At 38.3% G+C, this 23,651-nt stretch carries 12 protein-coding genes; 4 read left to right on the forward strand and 8 right to left on the reverse strand.

Annotation, left to right across the window (positions count from 1 at the left end; genetic code table 11):
- The first annotated feature begins 67 nt into the window (after nucleotides 1-67).
- Nucleotides 68-1,252: a CHAT domain-containing protein gene (locus A9Y75_RS28000; RefSeq protein WP_143046498.1), complete on the forward strand. Its 1,185-nt coding sequence runs from the start codon at nucleotides 68-70 to the stop codon at nucleotides 1,250-1,252.
- A 644-nt stretch (nucleotides 1,253-1,896) separates the two neighbouring features.
- On the opposite strand, the gene A9Y75_RS24300 is transcribed toward A9Y75_RS28000, so the two are convergent.
- The 4 genes from A9Y75_RS24300 to A9Y75_RS29930 all read right to left on the reverse strand — a co-directional run bounded on the left by A9Y75_RS24300 (nucleotide 1,897) and on the right by A9Y75_RS29930 (nucleotide 16,146).
- Complete coding sequence (locus tag A9Y75_RS24300) at nucleotides 1,897-6,336, reverse strand: AAA-like domain-containing protein (protein WP_071192214.1); 4,440 nt, start codon at nucleotides 6,334-6,336, stop codon at nucleotides 1,897-1,899.
- A gap of 3 nt (nucleotides 6,337-6,339) precedes the next feature.
- Nucleotides 6,340-7,953: an AAA-like domain-containing protein gene (locus A9Y75_RS24305; RefSeq protein WP_236721517.1), complete on the reverse strand. Its 1,614-nt coding sequence runs from the start codon at nucleotides 7,951-7,953 to the stop codon at nucleotides 6,340-6,342.
- Nucleotides 7,954-8,404: 451 nt separating this feature from the next.
- Nucleotides 8,405-11,923, reverse strand: a complete 3,519-nt coding sequence (locus tag A9Y75_RS24310; protein ID WP_071192219.1) for a caspase family protein — start codon at nucleotides 11,921-11,923, stop codon at nucleotides 8,405-8,407.
- A gap of 14 nt (nucleotides 11,924-11,937) precedes the next feature.
- On the reverse strand, nucleotides 11,938-16,146 hold the full coding sequence (locus A9Y75_RS29930; protein WP_071192221.1) for a hypothetical protein: 4,209 nt from the start codon (nucleotides 16,144-16,146) through the stop codon (nucleotides 11,938-11,940).
- Between the two features lie 665 nt (nucleotides 16,147-16,811).
- On the opposite strand from A9Y75_RS29930, the gene A9Y75_RS24320 reads away from it, so the two are divergent.
- Nucleotides 16,812-17,090, forward strand: a complete 279-nt coding sequence (locus A9Y75_RS24320; RefSeq protein ID WP_071192223.1) for a hypothetical protein — start codon at nucleotides 16,812-16,814, stop codon at nucleotides 17,088-17,090.
- A gap of 133 nt (nucleotides 17,091-17,223) precedes the next feature.
- On the opposite strand, the gene A9Y75_RS24325 is transcribed toward A9Y75_RS24320, so the two are convergent.
- Complete coding sequence (locus A9Y75_RS24325; RefSeq protein WP_071192225.1) at nucleotides 17,224-18,090, reverse strand: tyrosine-type recombinase/integrase; 867 nt, start codon at nucleotides 18,088-18,090, stop codon at nucleotides 17,224-17,226.
- 417 nt (nucleotides 18,091-18,507) lie between these two features.
- On the reverse strand, nucleotides 18,508-18,798 hold the full coding sequence (locus A9Y75_RS24330) for an HNH endonuclease (RefSeq protein ID WP_071192227.1): 291 nt from the start codon (nucleotides 18,796-18,798) through the stop codon (nucleotides 18,508-18,510).
- A gap of 86 nt (nucleotides 18,799-18,884) precedes the next feature.
- Here A9Y75_RS24330 and A9Y75_RS24335 point away from each other — a divergent pair, with 86 nt between their 5' ends.
- Both A9Y75_RS24335 and dnaN read left to right on the forward strand, forming a co-directional pair.
- Nucleotides 18,885-20,351 carry an AAA family ATPase gene (locus A9Y75_RS24335; protein WP_236721518.1) on the forward strand — a complete coding sequence of 489 codons (1,467 nt, stop codon included), beginning with the start codon at nucleotides 18,885-18,887 and terminating at the stop codon, nucleotides 20,349-20,351.
- Nucleotides 20,352-20,782: 431 nt separating this feature from the next.
- Nucleotides 20,783-22,288 (forward strand): DNA polymerase III subunit beta, encoded by a 1,506-nt coding sequence (gene dnaN / locus A9Y75_RS24340; RefSeq protein ID WP_236721519.1) that lies wholly within the window; start codon nucleotides 20,783-20,785, stop codon nucleotides 22,286-22,288.
- Between the two features lie 17 nt (nucleotides 22,289-22,305).
- Here dnaN and A9Y75_RS24345 read toward each other — a convergent pair whose 3' ends face one another.
- A complete protein-coding gene (locus tag A9Y75_RS24345; RefSeq protein WP_071192234.1) occupies nucleotides 22,306-23,175 on the reverse strand; it encodes a hypothetical protein in 870 nt (289 codons plus the stop codon).
- A 248-nt stretch (nucleotides 23,176-23,423) separates the two neighbouring features.
- Nucleotides 23,424-23,648 (reverse strand): helix-turn-helix transcriptional regulator, encoded by a 225-nt coding sequence (locus tag A9Y75_RS24355; protein WP_071192238.1) that lies wholly within the window; start codon nucleotides 23,646-23,648, stop codon nucleotides 23,424-23,426.
- Nucleotides 23,649-23,651 lie beyond the last annotated feature (3 nt).

Below are 23,651 nucleotides of genomic sequence, written 5' to 3' on the forward strand. Positions count from 1 at the left end.
TATCTTGAAAAATTGACATAAAAATCCACTATATTCGGAAGAAACTAAACTTTGAGTAGACTAACCAATGGATAAAATCAAGATTTTGTTTCTAGCAGCTAATCCTAGTGATTTTGTTAAGTTACAATTAGGGAAAGAATTACGAGATATTCGGGAAACGTTACAACGCTCTAAATATCGGGATCGCTTTTTACTAGAATCTCGTGAATCTGTGCGACCAGGAGATATCTCTCAGGCAATTTTTGATGTTGAGCCACAGATTATTCATTTCTCTGGGCATGGTAAAAGCACTGGAGAACTTTGCTTTGAGGATATTTCAGGAAAAAATCAGCCAGTACAACCCAATGCACTCGCAAGTTTATTTGAGTTAGTAGCTGAACAAGTAAACTGCGTATTTTTGAATGCATGCTACTCAGAAGTTCAAGCGAAAGCAATTGTTGAACACATTTCTTTTGTGATTGGTATGAATCAAGCTATCGGAGATGAAGCTGCAATCACATTTGCGTCAGGTTTTTATAAAGCTCTAGGTGCAGGGCGCTCATTTGAAGATTCTTTCAAAATAGCCTGTGTTGAAATGCAATTAGCTACCATCTCAGAACACTTAACTCCAATTTTTCATATTAAAAAGAATAATTTTATAGAGAAAAATTCTAAATCAACTAAGTATGTTCTTATCTTGAGTGCTACGATTGATGAAATTAATAAGCCACTTGTAGAAGCAATTGTTGCCCATTTAAGTCAAGTTTCAGGTGATATATCTTTAACTTTGCAAGAAGTTAAGGCTGGAAGTGTAAAGCTAATCTTAAAAGGCTCTAAAAATGGATTTAAACGTCTCAAGTTTCTCTTTAAGGCTGGAAAGCTAAAAGAAGTTCTAGGTATAACTGTTCAAAGTGTTCGATTGGATGGTCTTTTTACATTTTTAGGTGAACTTTTTGATGACCTGATTAAGTGGCTAGGGAAAAAATGTGTTGATTTCATACAGAAGCTAATAGATAATCTGCAATTGGTATGGCAGAGCATTTCTTCAACGTTATTAATAGCCTTTGGAAACGTTCCAGTTCTTTATGGTATCTTCTACGCGGAGTCGATGCAGGGAGAAACCCTTATGGAAATATGGGACCCAGCGTATTACGATAGCAAGCCATCGCAGGTTTTTTCAGTGAGACAATATCCAATTGATAATCCACTACCAACGCGGCGATCTGATGCTAGGGTACTGATGTTAGAAAACTGGCAGCAATTGTCATTTTGATGCTAGAAGCAAATTTTAGCCCCCTCACCAAAAATTTCATTTTCCTCAGAATGACTGAAAACTTAAAATTACACCCATTCAATATTCTTGAGAGGTCAATTGGGGGTCAAGCCGGGATAAAGGTAAAATGGGACACGATGTAAATAAATGTTTTAGAATGTGCTTTATTAATTTACTAATTTCTCCATAAATGATAGAGGAGCAATTGAAATTTTGCAGAGCAAAATCTACTTTTTATACCTCCCCTAGATTAAAATTTTCCGTTAATGATTATTTTTAGTGATACTTTCAAATTGGGAAAGTATTAAAGCAATGAGTAAAGAACGAAAAATCAATAGTTTTGAGCATTGCGTTTACAAAACTTTACATCGTGTCCCATTTTACCTTTATCCCGGCTTGACCTAGTGTGTTAATTCTGAATCTCTTATCCCATAAGACTTCATGCACAAAATGTGCCGCCCTATTTTTATGAGAAAGTGCCTGGAACAGATGTTTTCGGTATAAACTACGGTAACACCAATAATTTTCTGGACAATCCCTCCAAAAATACACAGAATTAACATACTAGGCTTGACCCCAAGGAGGAAAGGCAGCAGGAAAGAACACAAAGTCAGGGATTTTCTTTGTAAGTAATGGAGCAACTTTTAACGCTTCACATTAGGGCATATTTTGCGATCGCTCTCTGTAATATTAGGATGGGTGGAGAGATAGTCATGCAGCCAGTCGCAACCCTTCTTTAGTAGTTCGCTTAGGTTGTCAATATGCCAAATTCTTACTGTACCGTCATAACCTGCTGTAACAAGGGTCTGATCAACTGCTCTGAAGGTGATGCTACTGATTTTTCCCTTATGACCAGCAAACTCAGCTAATTGTTGTCCTGAACGACTCCACAGTTTTACCAGTCCATCATCTCCTACTGTAGCAATACGTTGGTTATCAATAAAGATGACACTTCTCACCCATCCCTTATGAGCTTTCCACTGACTCTGTTGAACACCTGATAAATTCCAAAGCCTAACTGTACCATCCATTCCTCCCGTCAAAACCTGTTTTTGATCAGGACTAAAGTTAGCACTGAGTACTCCCCCCCGATGTCCCTTAAATTCAGCCAGCATCTTACCTGAAATATCTCTAAGTTGAACTGGGCTATCCACAATACTGTATCGATTTACCTGCAAAGTACCCGCAACAAGTATTTTCTGCCCATCTTGGCTGAAGTTCATGCTATAAACTCCAATATCTCCATCTTTTGATTGAGATAGCGGCCATTCTTTTAGCGGCTGTTTTTGAGATGAATTCTGCCAATTCCAAATCTGCACTTTACTAAGTTCGGTATTACTGGCTGGAACTACTGTAGCAAAATAGCGATTATCAGGACTAAAGCTTATGTAATATGTATTGTTATACTGAAAAATCTGCTTACCTGATAAATTCCAAATTATAGCTCTACCACCACCTGGTATTGCTGTAGCAACATACTTTCCGTCTGGACTAAAAGTTATGTTGAGCATCCCACCATAATTATTCGCTTTCCATCGAATTAATTCTTTTCTTGAAATATCCCAGAGCCTTGCCCAACCATTGAGTTCACCAGTAGCCAGAATTTGACCACTTGGATTAAAAGATATACTGCTAACTATATTCTGATTTTCAAAAGAATCTCCTAACGAAAATCTGTTTGATGAAGTTTTGAAGATATGTGGAATATTGCTGTTACTAGAAAGATTCCAGTTAGAAATTCGCCCAAGAATACAGATTTTAGAATTATCTGCCTGAATACCCCAATCGCTACCAAAACCATAATCTTCCCCTTCTGGAGGAAAAATCCAGGTAGCTTTCGCTTCTACAGGGTATTCTCCAAATGCTATTCCAGGAGTATCTGGATGGTAGAGCTTAACTTTAATAAGTCTATTTGTTCGATTCTCAAATGATATTCTTCCAACTTGATTATCTTCAAAAAGTGAAGAAGAAACTCGCTCTGGATATAATCCAGGTGCATATAAAGAAAAACATTGATTACTACTTTCACCTTCTATATTTTTCAAAAATGGTCTAGTAGAATAAAGAACATCTGGGTTAAGTTGCTTTCCTGCTAAACTCCAAACTTTAGCATTACTATCTGTACCTGTTGTAGCCAGAAGTTTTTTATTTGGGCTGAATCTTACACTTAATACCCCTCCTTGATGTCCCTTGAATTCTATTAACTGCTCGCCTGATAGATGGAAAAGTTTCACCTTGCCATCATCACCTGCTGTAGCTAATAACTTTCCATCGGGACTAAAACTTATATCTCTAATCCATCCTACATGACCTTTAAATTCTGTAAGTTGTTCACCGGATAGATTCCACAGTCTTCCTCTACCATCATCGCCTGCTGTAGCCAATAACTTTCCGTCGGGACTAAAGCTTATACTACGAAAGCTACCATTGGGACTTTTAAATCCAGACACATTTTGTCCTGCTAAATTCCAAAGTTTAGCGGTCCCATCCTCTCCTGCTGTAGCGATGTATTGACCATCTGAACTAATACTTAGACTATAAATCGCACGCTGTTCTCCCCTCCATTTTTTTATCTTTTGCTTTTTTTGCAAACTCCACAAATTAATATCACCATCCTCACCTCCAGTAACAATGAATTTACTATCAGGACTAAAAACAACATCACGAATAACATTTTGATGTTTATATTCAGATAACATCTCTCCTAATAAATTCCAAATCCGAACCATTCCATCATCTGATCCTGTTGCAATCAGTTGACTATCTGGACTAAAGTTTACACTTAAAATACTACCCCGGTGAGCCTTAAATTCGGTTTTCTGTTTCCCTAAATAATCCCAAATCCGGACTGTACCATCCGAACCAGAAGTGACTATAAGCTTTCCATTTGGACTAAAGCGAATGCCCCTAACCCAACCCTGATGTCCTGTAAGTTGGTTTACTTCAAAAATTTTGTCCAGTATTTTTTGTAATGCAAATAAGGGGCTAAACGCTGGGTAATTTTCTAAAGAGGTGCCATTCTTAACTAAATTTTCTAGATTTCTCGCACTTCTCATGGACTTTATTAAAGAGTTCAATTCTTCAGAATCAAACTGTTGCAATCCAACAATTCCTGACTGCTCTAGTGCATTACCTTGCAGTGCAAGTCTCGTATTGTCTTGAGCTTCCCTAGCTTCTTTTTCAGCTTTTTCGCGCAGTTGAATTGCTTGTGCTACCTTAGCTTCTGCATCCGCTACTTTTGCCTGTGCTGCTGCCACCTTTTCTTGCGACTGTCGGTCTACATTTTTAAGCTCTGCCTTCGCTGCTGCCAGATCCTCTTTAGCTTCCTCAACTTTCCTATTTGCTTCCTTCTGCTTGGCTTGTGCCTCAATCAGACTTTTTGTGGCTGTTTCCTTGTCAGTATTTGCCTGTTTAGTTATTTTCCCTAACTTCTCACGAGCTAGTCGCACATCCTCATTTGCCTTTTTCGTTCGATTTTTTGCTTCTTCCTCTGTATTAGCAACCTTAATATTTGCCTCATTAACGCTCTGACTTGCCTTGTCCGTTAATTCTTTTGCTTTTTGTTGTGTATTGGCAACCTTAACATTTGCCTTTCTCACAGATATTCCTGCCCAGACACTTGCCACCCCTGCAACTACTAGTGTCCCTGCCAAAATTATCGAACCAACTCTCACTTTCCGCTTCGCTGTCTGCTCCGCCTCAGAAAGGATCTGATTTGCCTGTTCTGCTGTCTCCCGTGCTAGACGTTCCGCTTCTAGTTTGCGGTCGGTTTCTTGCTTTTCTACCTCCCGACTTTCTCGCAAAAATCTATCATCTTCATCACTGAGCCGTTTACCCTTTGCCCAGGCTTCGGCATCTTCTAGCGCCTGTCCCCGCAGTAGAAATGACTCTTTTTGCTCATCGGATTCCTGCCACGCTTTCATTGCTTCTGCATAAAAAGACGGACGCAAATCTGCCAATGCCCGATCTACCCATTGTTGGTTAAATACCGCCGCATAAATGGGATTGTAGACATTGAGCTTGCCGTCCTGTTTGACTACCAAGCCAGTTAAGCGCAGTTGCATTTGCTCATAACTTTCATCAGCAGCAATGCCTCCTTGATCTAAAACTTGCTGATATAGCCCCAGCAAACGCCCTCGCCCCTGTTCGTCACTTTGCAAAATTCTGTCACGAATTGTCTTGAGGTGTGGCGGTACATCCTGGGTTTCCCAATTGTCGATAACTTTGGCACAGACAACTTGCTCTACCAACTCCTGCGGCGACAGCGACGAATTGATTTGCTGGGCAACCAAATTCAAAACCTTCTGGGTCAAAAATGGTTGTCCTCCTGTCCATATCAACACAGACTGCATTACTGCCTGCGGATCGCTGACCCTACCTAGTAAACCTTGTTGTAGCGGTTCCGTCTCAGCCACTTGAAACCCGCTCATTTCCACTGCATGACCGATATTAAACGAAGAACTCCGCCTACTGCGAATGAGGTCAGAAGGTGTTGCTACGCCCAAGAAAGCAAACGTCAGGCGTTTATAATCTGGCTTTTCTGCCCGCCTTTCATATAACGAACGAATCAGAATGAAAAATCCATCGGTATCAAACTTGAGGCTGAGGAGATTATCAACCTCTTCCACAAAAATAACGATGCTATGGGTGGTTTGTGGTAGCAAAATCTGGTCGATGAACTCATAAAAACGCTCAACCACAGAAATCGATTGAGCATCTAGTTCTTTCCACCACCCCGGAAAATTTATCTTATCTTCTAGGTGGAGGTCGCCAATCAACCGCTTGATAGTCCCTGCATACCATTGATCCTCGCGCAAAGTCGTACCCCGCGTTTGTGGATCGATCACCGCACAGGCAACCCCATCCTGCTGCAACTTTTGCATCGCCCGTACTCGCAAACTTGACTTGCCCATCTGTCGCGAGTTAAACACAAAACAATACTCACCTGCTTTTAAACGTTCATACAGTTCCCGATCTGCCTGTCGCTCTACATAGGCAGGGTTATCAATGGGCAAACTGCCGCCCACTTGGTAGCTAAATTGGGCGCTATGATTGGCGGGTTGCGGTTCAGGTGGGGTAGTCATCCGCTAAACTCCTAAGCGATCGCGAAAATATTGACGATACAATTGGCATCGGGGCTGGACATTATTCTCTACCCGCACGACCAAACCCATGCTATCCAATTTGAAGGCTTCCTCAGAGCGTAGGCGCACGGGAACATCTGACGTGACAACGGTTTTCATCGCTGCTCCTAATGTAGGATAGTCTTCTAGCGACTTGAGATGTCCCAGCAGATAGTCGCTGTAAATGCCAGCTTCCGTTGGTGCAGTTCTCAAAAACTCCTCTAAAGTCAGATCACCCGCTGCTATGTGATACAGTGCCGTTCGCACTAAATAAGGATGCCCACCAATCAGATCCATGAACTGCTTGACAAATTGCTCAGACCAATCCAGTCCGTGCAACTTCACCAACTCCTGCACCTGGGCGGCGGTAAACTCCCCCAACTCAATTGGCAAACCCACATTAAAGGGTGATTGGTTAATATCCTTTTGCAAGTATGGTTCCTGGGAGTAGACAATCACGAAGCGAAGTTTACCCCATAATTGATTACTGCGCGATCGCTCGTGCCAACCGCGTAACAAACCACAAAAATCTGTTTCAATATCAGGATATTTAAACACGCGATCGAAATTATCGATTGCCACCACCAAGGGTGGTTCCGTATCATCTAACAAATATTTCTCGAAGTAATCCGTACTGTTGTCATTTGCGCCAAAAATATCATCCCAATATTCCTCAATCTTGATTCTGATCCCTAACGGCTTGCCTACAGAAGCGCAAAACCACTGCATATATTTGTCAAGATCATTAAAGAATTTCTGGTTTGCCTGCTCCAAATTCAAAGTCACTGTGCGATATCCCAACTGATTAGCATAAGCAAGCACCCGTACCATCAGCGAAGATTTGCCCATATTGTGGGGCGATTTAATCCGAATCAATGATCCAGGCTTATTAACTTCTGCGTAGCAGCGTTCCTCATAGGAAGAATGGATATAAAAACTGGAATCAACCCTCACCTGCCCATCAGGAGATTCTAAACTTACACTGCTGGCTGCTGATTGTGTTGGCACCAAGTCCGATCGCCTCAGCAATACAGGGGTCAATTCTTCTGGAATGCCATCTAAGGCGATGGCATTCACCCCCGATGCAAAGGCATCATCAATTGAGCGATCATCCCAAATCGCCCTATAAAAACCCTGAGCAAACTGTCGTGCTGCTTCATCACCGATTGCCTGATTCATCCCCACCACGTAGGGGATATACTGGGCAATCGCCTCAGCCTGTACCGATGCGTAGCAGGCATTCAGTACCACACACGTAATTTCACTCGCAAACATCTGAAACAACTTCGCCAAAGCATCAGTACTGACTGGCTGCTCCGCCCCGCTTTCATCCTCAAAAGCTAATCCATACTCACCACCCCCATGCCCCGAAAAATGCACGATCTGCGGCTTGAGATTGTACATATACTGCTGTAAATCATCAGGACGTACAGCACCTCTAACCTCAATTACAAAGCGATCTCGATTTGCGGATAGCTGTAGTGTTGTACGAATTTCTTCTACTTCCTTATCCAGACGTAGCCGTGCTGTATTTTGGGGATTTGCCGCTAAAAGTAGGATTTTTTTGACATTGCTCACAATCTGCATTCAAATCAGGTATATAAACCCTCAAAAAGGGGGAATAGGGAAAATGTAGACTCATAACTTGGTAAACAGATGGATAATAGCATCCATATAACTAGTCTCAAAAAGTCTACTTTCTGAGACAGACCTTTATTATGTCTCTTTTTATGTCTCAAAATGCAATTCTCTCAAAGTCTAAGGAGTAATGAGACATATATGCTACTTTTTAGCCATTAAACTCTTAATCCCCCTTTTCGAGCGGTTATGCAAACAACCCAATCAGGGAATTAATCTAAGATTATGCCTCCTCTGTTATAAATAGATTAACTATAATTGCTCAACACTTAATAAGCTCTATGCCAACCGAGGCAGCAACATTAAATTTTTAGTTTGCTTTTATGACGCATTCGGGGCTGGTTGTCGTATGAAGATGCTTACGAAATGGGTTGCAATGTGATCGCTCCAGTCAACTTATGGTCAAAGTCACACAGAGTGCTTTTATCAATGCATCTAAACCAGGTTTGCTGGTAAAGTAGGTGAGATGATCACAAGCGGCATCTGGTAACATAATTGGCTCAGGAGTGCGGTTTGCATTTACACTTTTAATACTTTCCAGTGTCACAGCTATATCGTTGGGTTGTTTTAAAAATACCATATCCACTACGCGATCTACAGATGAGCCAAACAGTTTCTGCATAAGTCGCTGTATCTGACTGGATTGTTTTCCAGGTTCAGTTTCTAATGCTTCTGGACGAATTGAGCGATCGCCAGCAATGATTGTATACTGCACATTGGGGTCAGGATTTGTGGCTATGCTTTGAATAAAAGAACTTTGCGGGTTCATTTGGTCTAAAGCGTTATCACTTGCTTCCAGAAAAGAGACCAATCCAGCAATAACTATTGTAGGCCAAGCCAGAGAAGACATTTGATTCAATCCAATACCAAGGGCTGTAAATGCCCAATCTTGGATAGAAGGCCAGGGAGAACCAGCATTGGGTGTACCTAACATCACTAAGTGTTGGGCAATTTGATTTCCGCCCTCCCTTTCAATAAAAGTACGAGATACTAAGCCACCCATAGAATGGGCAACAATATGTAGTTGTTTACCGTGGTTTGCTCCTAAACCAATCTCTTCTAATCTTTGTCTAAGTAATCTAGCGTTTTCTTCGATTGTCGTATGCAGATTTTCATAGTCGCAGGTGAGAACTAAATCATATTTATCTCGTAGAGTTTTCTGTTGTCCATTTTCTGTAAATGTTGCCTCTTGGACACTAGTTACTAAACTTTCGGTATCACCTATGATGCCATGAATAAAGAGTAAAATTTTCTTGGATTCATCAACTTTGCTTTTAATGAATTGTTTATTGTCTTGATAATACACACGCCCATTTGATGATACTTCAGCAATTCTCACAAGTGGATAGGTAAATTCTTTTTTAAATATTGGGGACAGTAGTTTTTGGAATAGTATCTTAATTGAACCTTGTAAACTGCGACTATCTATTGTTGGTTCAGGTAAGCGTTCTAATGTAATTTCTGTCTTTCCATTTACTTCCTTAGCTTTACCCACAGGTATGAAAAACTCACCATCATAAGCAATTGGTAATATATGTTCGTCTGATGCTAGTGATTTATCAACTACCAATTTAATGGGATTGTTTGGTGTGACACTTTCGTGGTTTTGCAAATCAACAATTTCCAAGATGTTAAACAAACCAGGGCTGCGAGTTATGTTAAAATTGTATGGTTCAGTCAGATTTCTGCCGCCGTTTCTTTGAACAAGAGTTTGGCTTTGTAAAAAAATAGGTGGGATTAAATTACTGTTAACATCCCTACTAATTGGAGGTAAGGGGGTCAAACTAAATTTTCCCTTTAAATCTGAATGCCCTTGGAGTTCAACACCAGTGAATAAAGTGATAGACTCAGACTCCTTTATTTCTATTCCACCAGGTGGTTTTACTAGGGTGATTTTAACTTCTTGAGTCATCCAGTTATCAATATATTCGTCTTCATCTGGCTCCGTTTGACGAGTATATACGTTATTCATTAAACGGTTGAGAGCGCCTGATAATCTTCCAGAACGATTGATAGAAGGTGGATAATCAAGTCCTGGTTGCTGGAGCAAACTTGCATTGAAATCTCTAGTGCTAATAATTAACTTGAAAATAGTATTGTATTCAGTAATCCCCTTATTTAAATAATCTCTCGGAATTACTAGTTTTAATCTTCTACCTTCAACATTTGCACCTTCACTGCCTCTTGGCGGTAAACGTAAACTGCCTCTTTCTATAAAAAATTCAGGAATATCTATTGCGTAATCTCCCGCAAGTTCTACTACCTGAAAATAAAGGTATTGTTCGCTATTATTTGTAACTTTTATTTCTATCCATGGTGAATCCCACTTGTTATTTTTAAAAGTGTATTCCCCACGTAGCTCTGAAGTTTCTTGTTTTGAGGAATATTCTTTATCTCCAGAAGTAACAATAACTTCCATCTCCACATCCCCAGCTTTAATTTGACTGGTAGGTGGAGTTTTCAATTCTAAAATATTCGTCCAACGCGCAATATGTTCTAAACGCTTAATAATTATGTTTGCGTTTTGTCGAGTGTATCCTTGTGTATCTGGTATTTCTGGAACTTGTGCAACTAATGGACATTGATCAGCAACTTGTCTAATCCAGTATTGACCATTAGTAGCTTCTAAATAATAATTTGTATCCTGAGATGATTCTACTTCCCGAACAAACAAAGAAGGTTTATTTGGATCAGTTGTTAAAAGTGCTTGACGAGCAAGTTCTATCCCTGCCTCATCACCTTGAAAATATACTTTTAACTTTGGTAATGGTACATCTGTTACAACTGCCCAATAAGGTACTTCTTCAGATAAATTAGTATTATCACCGCTTAATTCAACTTTACTAACTTCTGTCAATACCTGAGTAACATTAGCTCGACAAATTGCATTTGAAATTTGACGTAACTCCTCTGGTGTACTTCCCTGCTGGAAAACTGCCAATAAAGTTTCCCCTTCAGAAGTTTGGCGAATACCATGTAAAACACCAGCGTTAATGACCCAACTATGATATGTTTCGCTGTCATAAGTTAGGGTAAAGTAATTTGCGCGTTCACCTACAGCCCCAGCCAAAAAACTTTGTCTTAAATCTTCTGGTGGTGCTTCTATTTGTGGTGATTGCTCATTAACTTTACCAGTTATCAAGGCATTAATATCTTGGACTAAATCTGCATAGGATAAACTGCTATTATTGCGCTGTAATGCCTGAGTTAGAAAGTAAGAAAAAACCCCACGTCGTTTACCATTTTCACCTGTGTACTCTTTTGCAGTTTGATGGGAACGACAAGCAGCGATCGCAATATGTCTTGGTAACTTATAATTATTACTTAAGCGATAATTCAGCCAATCTTGAGGAAAAATAAAATCTTTTAAGTCTCTTACTCGTCCATTCGCAGACGTTTGACGTTCAGTTACTTCTGGGTTTCTAGTAGCTGTGCCAGAGTGACAACAATCCAAAATAATAAGGATATGTGGATTCTTCTTGGCTACCTGTTCAATCAAGTAGTTTAATTCCTTATCTGCTAAGTCTTGACCTCCTTCAGTACGGCTATCATAGCAAACTAAGGTTTCAATTTTCCGGTCTGATTCTATAGCCCAAAATACTTCCGGTGCTGATTCATAAGAACCATGACCAGCATAATAAAACAATACTACATCTTCACTGTCAGCATTGCATAGGTGTTTCTGAAACCCGTCAATAATTGCCTGACGTGTTGCTAATTCGTTTGTCAGTTTCCAAGGAACTTCTGAGGTTTCAACTAATTCCCATTCCCACTCAGTAGCAATTCGTTTACGCAAATAAGTTTCTATTGATTCGATATCATTAAGACAACCCTTTAAAGAACTCACTCCTCTTGAATCAGGATGGTAGCTGTCAATACCAACAAGTAGAGCATAAATTTGTTTAGTCATAGATATTTACCTCATTAGCTAGATTGTTTCTTAAATAATTTTGGAGTCAAATGTTGTGGAATGTTCTTTAACTGAATTGCATTACATCCCATGTTATAAGCACTTTCAATAGAATTTCCTGCTCCAAGAGCGTCATAAAATCCTTGAGCGAATTCTATTGCAGCACTATCTGCCAATGTATCACTCATCCCAATCACATAGTCACTATATTTAACAATTTCCTTCGCTTGTACTTCAGAATAGTAAGCATTGAAAATAACACATTCGACGTGTTCAGCACATTCTTTAAATAAATTCACTAGAGCATCTGTACTTATTAACTTTGGTTGGCCATCCTCATCTTGTAATACCAGTCCTTCATCGCCAGACCCATGTCCACAAAAATGCACTATTTGTGGATTAAAATCTAATAAAGAACGACGTAAATCACTAGTCCGAACAGCCAATATCTGCTCTAGTTTGAACTGGTTTTGCTTCTGAGAGCGACGTAACGCGGCCTGAATTTCACGCATCTCTTTATCAAGGCGTAATTCTGTCTTATTAACTGAATTTGAAGCCAAGATTAGAATTGTTTTATGTAACTCCTTTTTATTCACAATCTGGAGAATCTGTTCTGGTTGAAGTGGTTGCCAAGTTATGCGTCGCATAACTTTTTTGGCACTCAATAACGTTCTTTTAAGCCACGTTAAAGAGGGGAACTGTTCAGTGATCCGCTCAATCTCCATACACGCCTGAGATGTACCAGTTTCTCTAAGTTGTGTTAATACGCTATCTCTAAAACCAGCAATGCTTTCTCTAACTCCTACAAAGTGAGCAATAACTTCATTGCTGTGATCAATATCTTCAGCATGAGGATATTGTTGTACTAGCCAGATATATAGGTCAGCCAGATGCTTTTCTGTTATGGGCAAATAGACACCATGCGAGTAGCGGTTAGCAACTTCTTCAAATACTTCCCGCCCAAAGTTTGTATCTTGCTGAATAGCTGACCAAACAATCTCCCAACTAACAGGTTCTGTACATCCGACTAATTCCTTAGCGGCGAAGATTGCTTTCTGATATTCTTTTTCTTCTATAGGCAGGGGAATAGAAATAAGTGATTGAGCAAACTTTCTAGCCTCATTCGATTCATGCTTTAACAGTTCTTCAAGTAACTGACTCAAACATTGCGGTTTAATTGCTGTATCCTTAGCTTTATCCAAAACAGTAGCTTTGAAACGCTCATCCCAGCATTCCTGAAACCTATTAAAAGTGAGTATGGGGTTGTCTTTATTATTCTCTCTATTAATAATAGACAGCAATGTATTTAAGGTTTCACTGGGAGCTTTCATATATGCCCACTTCGCTAACTTCGTATAGTATTGTTCCTTTTCGCTATTGTAAGGATAACAAACAATAACAGGTGTCCATCTTTGCCAAACATCAGATGGTAGAGTTTTTAATTTTTCTGGATTTTCTATTAAAAGCAATAACAAAGCTTTAAAACCTGATGATTCAGGGTATTGAAATATGCCTGTATTTATGAAAATATTGTTTAATTGGTTGTATAATTCAATGTATTTTTTAGCAGCATTAATAATTCTTTCACGAGTTTTTGTATTAGCTTTCTGCCATCCGAAAAGTTTAGTCAAATCTGATTCAAAATCTTGCTCATAGGATTGACTATCTGAATTAAAATGCATTTCTTGAATGATTTGCCACCAAGCTAATATTTCTTCTGATTCTACCTGCTTCAGTAATGCAAGAATTTTCTTTCTTGGTAAATCAAGAATTTTTATGAAATATTTAAATGTATTTTTAAATAAATTTTGTATTTTTATGTATAAATTGAGCAAATATCTATTTAAAAATATTATTTTAGTTTTTAATGTATATGATTTTATATGGTTACGAAAAAAATCGTCATTTTTAGCAATCTTAATAATTGCTTTTTTTTCTTCTTTGTTATTACGATTATAATTCCAATCAATTAATATTACCCATGTTTTTCTAAGTGCCTGTGATATAGATGAGCAATATTCATTCAGCATCCAGAAAATATCTTCTTTTAGAAAAATATTTTCTTTTTTTAGACAACTTACTAAAAAGTAGGGGTCTATGTTTGATTTTGCAACTATCTGAACTGCCTGCTTGATTAGTTTATGACGGCTATGAACATCATTAATAATTGATATTTTAAATTGGTTTTTCAGTTCATTATCAATAGTAATTACTTTTTGATATTCTCTCCATTGTATTAGAGCTATCTTAGTAAAATTTTCTACTATGTTAGGCAATTCCCAATGTTGGCAAGCTTTTAAGAGTATCTCATTTGCAAGCCTTTCAAATGGGTGTCCAGTGCATCTTAAACCTTGCTTTGCAACCCAATTGAGAGCAACTACTAAATTCCTTGACTGGAGTTTTAGTACAAGTTCATAGTCAAGAAATATTCGGTAAGCTCCTGTAAAGTTGCTCTTCTTAGGTGTAGTTATGTTATTAAACAATTCCTCGGCTGTCAAATTGTCTGGCCAAAGTCCTCTCAAAACATAACCTTTCAGTTGATCATACTCATCTTCTAAAAGTTGCTTAAATACTAGCGGCTTTAACTGTAATCTTGTACTTGCATTACCAAGTTTACTAATTGCTTTTGCTGCGCTAACTCTAAGATAAATTGGTTGAGAGAAATCAAGTACCAGGTTGACTAACTCCTCTTGAAGTTCATGTACATCACAAACTTCAGCAATATCTATCGCTACATCTCTAGCATGAATTGACTTACTAGAATCCTGAATATATGGGCGTAATTGCCTAGATAAATTAGAATGCTTAAGCTTCTCATATCTTTGGTAGTTGTCGCCATCTAAATCGATCAGCTTTTCCTGTTCATATTGTTTGAGCAAGTTATCAACTATTGCTTCTCGAATATGTTCGTCTGTGGGTATGTCACTTCGCAACAACACATCAGGATCTGTTTTTATAATTTCCTGGAGAACATCATTTCTCATACTGGCTAACCATGATGCTGTCTCATGAAGTTTTGGTGTTAACTTATTTTCAGCATCTTCAGGTACAAAAATTAATTTCATGGCTTGATGTAAAGGTATTTCATGATGAACCAAATACCATGCAGCCAAAAATTCAGCATAAGTTTGGTGCGCCCATCCTATACGACTTAACCCATCACGAGATGAGAATAAACTAGTGCCTAAAACCTCTTCGATAGTTTCTTGTTTGATTTCGATCTCTCTACCATCAATGCTTTCTGTTCCCTGGCATATCTCCTCAATAAGTAGAGCATCATCTGTAACATCACTCCGAAAACCAACCGAGATAACAAATTTATTACAAAAAATGGTTATAGCTGCAAGTCTGGCTGCAATAATTAACCGTTCTTTTGAAGTAAGAGTTCCTTTTAATTTTTTTGATGAAATACGATTTGGATTCCATTCATCACAGAGCCAGCGACATCCTTCAAAATAAAGTTTATGTAGCCTTTCCTCAGAAGGAAATTGATTGTTGTAGTTATGATAGGTATGAAACAGAAATTTTAGTGTAATGGGCTGAATTGCTAAAAGCACAAGATTCCTATTCTTAATTTCTTGTAGAAAATTTTCAATATCGTTGATACCTTCAATTCTTGCTGCCTGACTAACATCTATAGAGCGAAGCGAAGCAAGTTTATAAATTTCTACATTATCTTCACCCCAAATATCCTTTAACCCTTTCTCCAAAACGACTGGCCAAACTGCTGCTCGGCAGGCAATACGCAAATTTAAACGCTGGATTTTATTACGATAATCTTTAAATTTATCAACCAAGAGAGTTGCTAATGTATCTATACGTAGTAAGCATTCATCAAAACTATCCAAAAAAATATGTAATTTATGAGTGCCTTTCAACCATTGATTAAATTTTTGACTATTAAATAATTCTTGAACTAATCTGTTTTCATCTCCAAAAGAACGAAGATCTAGATAAAGTACTTGACTACCTTGCTGTTGAATTTTACTGATAGATGTTTCTAAAACACGGCTTTTGCCAATTCCTGGCTCCCCCAAGAGTGCTAAACAAGGAAAATCTGATATAGCTTCAAACGTTACTAGATGTGGATTATAAAAACGTCCCCACTCAGCTTCCGGGTCACACAAATAACCACCACAGGCCAGGTTGATGCTATCTGACTGCGAACGGGGATACCAAAACCGCTTCCATTTGTAATCCTGATTTGGAATTTTTACTGGCAAGAGGCTGAAAACATTTTTACTATTTTAACCTCATTAATCCTTAATAATGCTTCTTCAGAGATAAGTGGAAGAGCAAAAGCTTATGTAATAGTCTTCACGAGAATACCATCCTGTGCTACTTACAACAGTATAGACCTGAGTATAGAAATAAGTGTATAAGTAAAACAAACTTACTAATATAAGCAGAAATTATGAAAAAGCCCAAAAGCCTGATTCTGTCGTGGGGCGAATGATAAGTTGAAGAAAAATGCCTTCCTCTCTGATGGAAACCATCACGCAAACACAACCTTTCACCCCTGTAGTCAACGAAATCAAGGTTTCTGCTATTGGTTTTTAATTTTTTTATCAGTAAGCTGTTCAAAAATCGGCAATTTGGCAACCAAGTTTTTACTATTAACGGTTTAATAAAAACATCAACAGGGATAACGGGACAGAACTTCAACGATAATTTTCCCACTCCCTCGCCAGTTGCCAATAGAGTGCTATAGCATACCCCCCCTAAAAAGCTAATTATCAACACTCTTTCACCGCTTCAAATACAACTGGCTAGATTTACATCCATACCAAAATATTTTATTTGCTTAAATATAACTCCTGATAGAGATTATATAAATTTCTGTATTTAATATGTAATTTTATAACTTAAATAAATCAAGGATAAGGTTATGAAAGATTTAAAACCACTCTTAGCGGATATATCACCTGAAGAAGCATCTTTTATTACTGGAGGTTTGAGTCTTCTTGATTGTATGCAACCTTCTGGGATATTCTTTCGAGTGCCTGGTACTGACAAGAAATATTATTTTGGAGATTACAACGACAATCCCCAAACAAATTTTCCTGGTGTTGTTTGGGAATACAGAAAAGGTAAAGAAACCTGCGGCAAAGGCTATGGAGATACTCCAAGGTTTCTAAGGGAATTGGCACATAAACTCTTTCGATGAGTTTTAATTTTCTAGAGAGATAGAGATAAATGTTTAGTGCGAATACAAGGGGTGCAACCAGGGTATGTGCAAAATGGGGCAATAGTTGTAGAGGTTACGTTTACAAAACTTTACAACTATTGCCTCTCAAAGCTTACCCCAAATACAAACTACTACAATCACTAGGTTTAGCGTGTAAATACCGTGAAGTAGTAGCAACAGAAGCGTGACCTAAGCTTTGTGAAACCAGGTGAATAGGTGCGCCTCTATCTAATGAGTGTGAAGCGTGTCCGTGACGTAACCAGTGGGGACTAGGATTGTCAAGTCCAATCCTCTTAGCAGCTTTTTTGACTATCTCCCACACCATAGCACGGGTCAAAAAACCGTTACCCTGTCTACTTTTAAACACTGGCTCGGCTTTACCAGCATCACCCCGTAACTGTTCCAATTCCTTATATAAGTTACTGGGAATAATCACCACACGGGTTTTAGAACCTTTACCATATATAGTGGCTTGACCGTTCTCATCACCACGTTCTGATAAATCCCCCCAAGTTAACCCGCTTAACTCAGTAGCACGTAACCCGCAGTAGTACAACATCTTTAATATCAGTTTATTCCTGGTATTGTTCTCACTGTGAATCAGGATAGTAATTTCCTGTTCCGTTAGTATCCGTTCTGTTAAAGCGTCTTTAGGTTTAGGAGTTTTTAGGGGTTTACCAACGTTATACTTAATCAACCCTAACTCATATATAAAGCTAATTAAACTCTTAATAATATGGCTATAAGTTTTTTTAGTATTGTCATTAGAACTTAAAGAATCTACCCACTGCTGTAAATCATCTAAGCCAACATTAACCAGTGGCTTATCTATCGCTATTAAAAATTTGTTAGCAATACGCTTATAACTGTCCTGAGTAGCTTGACTCTTGCCATGTAGCCACATATTAAGTAATACATCAATAGATTTATTTGCATACTGGTTAATTTCATTTGGTTGTGCAACAGTTAAAGCGTCCATCTTGCTAGTACCTTTGTTCTATTTCCTAGGAATTTGAGATTGACATAATTGACGTTATGTCAAACTGGCGGATTTTCAGCATAATCTTTTTCTAGCGTCTTGTCTAGTATTGACAAATTTGATAAATGTCTAATTATGTATATATCCTGTTAAATAGGATTTATATATGTTAGCTATAGAGTAAATGTTTTATTAAACTGCTTTAATTTTAGTATATACGCTATGTGTCATGCAACATTGCCGAATAAAAGTATATGATGCTGTATAAAATATATATAATGTTATTAGTCTTGATACAGCACATTTAATTTTAACAATAGTTACGTAAGTGTAATTTTACATTTCGCTTATGAGCGGCATAAGCAAGCTCAGTCAGGTTTTATCAAACATCTACCTACCTACAACGTTTGATCATCGCTAAAATTTGGAAATATCAAACAACGTCAACTGCCCCACAGAAACATTACCCTTGCCACCTCTATGGTAACTAAGGTGACACGCAGTACATAAAGGTATCAAGTTTTCAGGTCTATTATCAGCAGGGTCTCTATTCCAGTGGTGAACCTGTAAATTATATGCCCGTGGTTTAGTAGTGTGAGGTTTCTCACCAGGACGTAAGCAAACACGACCGCATTTTTGACAACACCAACCGGATTTTTCCTTGATGGTTTTGGCTAGTTCTTTCCAATGCTTGGGGTAGTCACTCATGATAACTATTGAAGCCGGACGATAATATTATCTCAGAAAATCATGAATTTTGACAAATAATTATTTTCCACCGCTTCCACAGGTTTTTGATACTAAAAGGAGTGTGGTTTTGTGGTGAACCAAAACCAACAGCTACCGCTGCATTGAATGGATCAATTAATGGAATTAATGCCGCGATTATGCTCCAAACTCTTCCTACTTTTCTGACCACAAATCCTTTTCCATTTCAATTTACCCAACAGCAGCAAAAAGCCTTAGATAAAATGTGGACTTTTGTACAACCAACTGTCACGGCTGCTTTATTTCTGTTAGTAGGATATGCCGGCACCGGTAAATCAACAATAGTTTTCCAACTCGTTAAAGTTCTCGTGGCTACAGGTAAACGAGTTGTCTTGACTGCACCTACGAATAAAGCTGTAGGTGTCCTGCAACGAATGGCGGCAGAAAACGGAGTAACTGGCGTAGAGTTCTTTACAATTCACCAATTACTAGGACTAGGAATGGTGACTAGAGGTAAAGAGAAAATACTTGACCAAATAGGACCCTGTTACATCAACTTATTTGATGTTGTCTTTATTGATGAATGTTCCATGATTGGTAAACAACTGTGGTGCTGGATTGAAAATGTGGCTAATCAATCATCTACCTGGACAAAAATCAAAATTATTCTCATGGGCGATCCTGCCCAATTAAATCCAGTTAATGAAGGAAAATCCCCTAGTTTTCAAGTAGCAAATAAAGCAGTATTAACTCAAGTTGTCCGCCAAGGAATTGATAGTCCGTTGCTGGAGTTTGTCACGGCTTCTCGTTATGCAGTGACTAAAAGTAAACTGCCATTTGCACCATTTTCTAAATATCTACCTGATAAAAGTAACGGTGCGCTGATGGTTAAACGGCAAACTTTACTGCGCTATGCCTACAAAAAGATATCTCAACAATTTGCTCATAATCCAGATAGTTTCCGCATTTTGTCTTGGACGAATGCTCAAGTTGATTTTTATAATCAGCAGATTCGTAGATGTTTATATGGTGGAAATGCCAATAGATTTGTCTCTGGAGAACGATTAATTACTAAAGACCCAATCATGGCTCCTGATGGGAAAACTGCCATTCTTTCCACATCTACAGAATTTACTGTTTTAGATGTGTTTGGAGACCGTTATAACAACTATGATACTTGGAGGTTAAAGGTAGAAACAGATGAGGGAATTGTGCGTCAAATCTACGTTTTACACAAAGATGAAGAGAAACGATTTAAACAAGAAACGCAACGTTTACTTAAAAGTGCCAAGCGTAATCCCTTTCTCTGGAAGCAATACTATAAACATTTAGAGCAGTTTGCTAATATCAGAAACTGTTTTGCATTAACTGTTCACAATAGTCAAGGTAGCACTTTCTTGGAAGCGGGTATTGATGGTCAAGATTTGAGTAAGCGACTGAATCGAGAACGCGGAGATGATAGTAAAGCAGTCCTAGCTAAAATTAAGGAGTTTAATCGGTTGTATTATGTGTCTAGTTCACGGGCTAGACAAAGAATTTTGGTAATCCGGTAATCTATAAGCGGCTAATTAGCTCAACTTAAATAGAATTTAGATTAAACTCATGTAAACCAATGGTTTTGGATATATCAAAAGGATGTTTGATCTCCAGGGGAACGGTAGAACCGGAAATCCTTGAAACTGGATGATAATTGTCTGCATTTTTCAATCAGACAATAAAAATATTATAGCGGTATGCCATCAGGTACAAAAATATCCTCTAAAAGTCTTGTTGCATAAGCAGCATCAATTTTTCAATGAGCAACTACCGCTATATCCATTTTTTTATCATTAGTAAGTGTTTACACTTTTCCTATTTTCAAGGATAAATCAAGGGGTTCAACAATAAAGGGGTTCAACAATAAAATTGATTCACACATTCACAACTTTTATTTCTGCTACCGCAGTCACCTTTTTAGTAATGACGCAAACAGAGATAAATGATTATGACTCAAACAGCACCAAGACAAAAGATAAAGACTGCAAAGCAGACAAAACAAACAAGTGTTGCTAATCCTGAAATAGACAATGAAGTATCAACAAATATCACAAAAATACCTGAAGTTAAAAATAAGAAATCTACATCTGCAAACCCTGATACTCCAACTGAACCCATCGAAAAGAAGCGGAATAAGCAAAAAAAGTCTAAATCAAAGTTAAACCCTCCAATACCCAGAGAATTAGGCATGGAGGTAATATGTGAACAAGCTAAATTTTACGATGCCCTCTTTTTAGTGAATTGTGCTACCCCAGCTAAACCTAGTCATCCTATTCTTGCCAATGTTCTCATAATTGCAGATGTGGAAACACAACAGATACATCTAACTGTCACAGATATAGCATTAACAATTCAAGCAAGTTTTGCAGCCCAAGTGTTATTAAAGGGTGAAATTACTGTACCAGTGCAAATTTTATTGGAGATAGTTAAGCATTGCCCTAATGGTACTATTTCTCTGAATAGTCAAACTCAAATTACTCAAATTACTCAAATTACTCAATCTAGTGATGATGATAAGCAACAAACAAAAATCTGCTCTCTATGCTTATCTGATGCTGATGGTAAGTATGAAATTAGAGGCATTAGTGCTGAAGAATTCCCACCTACTAACATAATTGATGCTACTCCTGTGTCTTTAGCAACAACAATTTTCAAAGATGGTTTGAAAGGTGTGATTTATGCAGTCAGCACTGATGAAAATAAATATATCTTGACTGGAGTTCATCTCCAACTGGCACAGGAGAAATTAAAGTTTATTGGTACTGATGGTCATCGAGTTGCTATTACTGAACTTTTCACTCACCGAATTGGCAGAAAACCTCGTCAACAAGTTTCATGTCAACAAGTTCAATCTCAACAAGTGCCATCTGCGGAAATTATGCAATTTACTCTGCCTGGTCGTGTGGTGAGAGAAATAGCCCGTAATTTAAATGATAATGTGGAATCTATTAATCTGCTGTATGATGCCCAAAGTAATCGCTTGGGTTTTGCTTGGCAAGATGTCGTTCTTAGCTGTCAAGTTCTGGAAGGAATTTATCCTGATTGTGAGCAGTTATTAACTAAATTCAGCTTTGAGAAAGAAGTAATTTTAGAAAAAGCACCGTTAGTTAAAGCACTGGAACGGTTATCTGTGTTAACAGATAAGAAAGAGAAAGGAATTTATTTGCAGTTTGATGGCAGTTTACAGCAGTTACGGTTATCTATTGAACGAGAATTTGGCAAAGGTGATCAGGTGATTGTTGCTAATTTACCAACAGAAATGATGTTGAATATCCAGTTTAATCTCAAGTATTTGATAGAAGCTGCTAAAGCTATTCCTAGTTCAAGTATCAAAATGCACTTACAGCAATCGGATCATCCGGCTATGTTAGTTCCTGATGGAGATAGAGCAAATCTAGAAGTGGAAATGTCCATGCGTCATGTCTTGCTGCCACTTTATATTCCAAATGGTTAAGGTTAACGGCTGAATGCTTACAATTCTACACCCAAGACTTGCAAAATTTCTTTAACGGGTGCTTTTTCTTGCTCTAACTGTTCAACTCGATGTATTAACCGCTTAGGAATGTACTTGGAAGATTTTACTAAGCGATCGCCTTGAGTCCAAAACTCAAAATGATAATAAGCCTGTGGATAATCCTTGCCTTTTTTGGTAATTGTGCGCCAGTGGATGTTACCGCTACCTTCTCCTTTATGCCGTCGCATTTTACTAGGGCTGTTATTACTAGGGGAGATACCAGAATTACTAGGGCTTAACTGGATATCCCCTAGTAAATTACTAGGGCTGTTATTACTAGGGGAGATATCAGAATTACTAGAGCTTAATGGGATATCCCCTAGTAAATTACTAGGGCTGTTATTACTAGGGGAGATACCAGAATTACTAGGGCTTAACTGGATATCCCCTAGTAAATTACTAGGGCTGTTATTACTAGGGGAGATACCAGAATTACTAGGGCTTAACTGGATATCCCCTAGTAAATTACTAGGGCTGTTATTACTAGGGGAGATATCGGAATTACTAGGGCTTAACTGGATATCCCCTAGTAAATTGCTAGGGCTTTGATTACTAGGAGTTACAGAAATGCCTAAAAGAAGCAGAATTTCTTGGACTGGAAGTTTAGCAGCCTCAGCTTCTTGAATATCCCCCAGTAATTTTTTGGGTATGTATCTAGTCTTTTTTTGACCGTTTTCTTTCCAGTGATAATAAGCCTGTTGGTAATCTTTACCTTTTTTGGTGATGGTGCGCCAATAAATAAACCCATTGCCATCGCCCTTTCGTCGGCGATTTTTACTAGGGGATATCTCTAACTGTTCCCTATTTTTACTAGGGTTATCTTTCATATACCCTAGTAAAATGCCATAACCTGTGCATATTCAGGGGTTTGGCGATTCCCCCCGGAACTCTTTTAAAGGTGATCACAAGCGATAGCTTCGCTCTATTCTCTTCGAGACGCTTCGCGAACGAGACGCTCCGCGTAGCTTGCTTCCCCGAAGGGGTACGCCGCAAGCATCGCCTCCAGAACTGTAGGAAGGACAATCGCTCTAGTTGATAAGCAATGATACAAGTAATAAAATTAACAGGTAAAAAGTTAATCATCCTCCTTGACCCTTTGCGCTTCAAACAAATCTTCAATAGTGCAATCTAGTGTTTTACATAGTTTGGCTAGTTTCACGAAGGTTTCTATCCCTCCTCGATCTCGCTCCCAGTTACGAACAGTTGAGGGGTCAACACCAACTAAATCAGCTAGTTGGCGCTGAGTCAGATTTTTTTGTTTTCGCAGTTGAGCGACTTTTGAAATGTAAATTTTTTGCATGAA

The sequence above is a fragment of the Trichormus sp. NMC-1 genome, from assembly GCF_001858025.1.
Classification (GTDB): Bacteria; Cyanobacteriota; Cyanobacteriia; order Cyanobacteriales; family Nostocaceae; genus Anabaena.

Coding starts and splice junctions, on each gene's coding strand:
- A9Y75_RS24310 (WP_071192219.1), bottom strand. CDS start 11,923: ATGACTAAACAAATTTATGCTCTACTTGTTGGTATTGACAGCTACCAT.
- A9Y75_RS24300 (WP_071192214.1), bottom strand. CDS start 6,336: ATGACTACCCCACCTGAACCGCAACCCGCCAATCATAGCGCCCAATTT.
- dnaN (WP_236721519.1), top strand. CDS start 20,783: ATGACTCAAACAGCACCAAGACAAAAGATAAAGACTGCAAAGCAGACA.
- A9Y75_RS28000 (WP_143046498.1), top strand. CDS start 68: ATGGATAAAATCAAGATTTTGTTTCTAGCAGCTAATCCTAGTGATTTT.
- A9Y75_RS24345 (WP_071192234.1), bottom strand. CDS start 23,175: ATGAAAGATAACCCTAGTAAAAATAGGGAACAGTTAGAGATATCCCCT.
- A9Y75_RS24355 (WP_071192238.1), bottom strand. CDS start 23,648: ATGCAAAAAATTTACATTTCAAAAGTCGCTCAACTGCGAAAACAAAAA.
- A9Y75_RS24330 (WP_071192227.1), bottom strand. CDS start 18,798: ATGAGTGACTACCCCAAGCATTGGAAAGAACTAGCCAAAACCATCAAG.
- A9Y75_RS24320 (WP_071192223.1), top strand. CDS start 16,812: ATGAAAGATTTAAAACCACTCTTAGCGGATATATCACCTGAAGAAGCA.
- A9Y75_RS24325 (WP_071192225.1), bottom strand. CDS start 18,090: ATGGACGCTTTAACTGTTGCACAACCAAATGAAATTAACCAGTATGCA.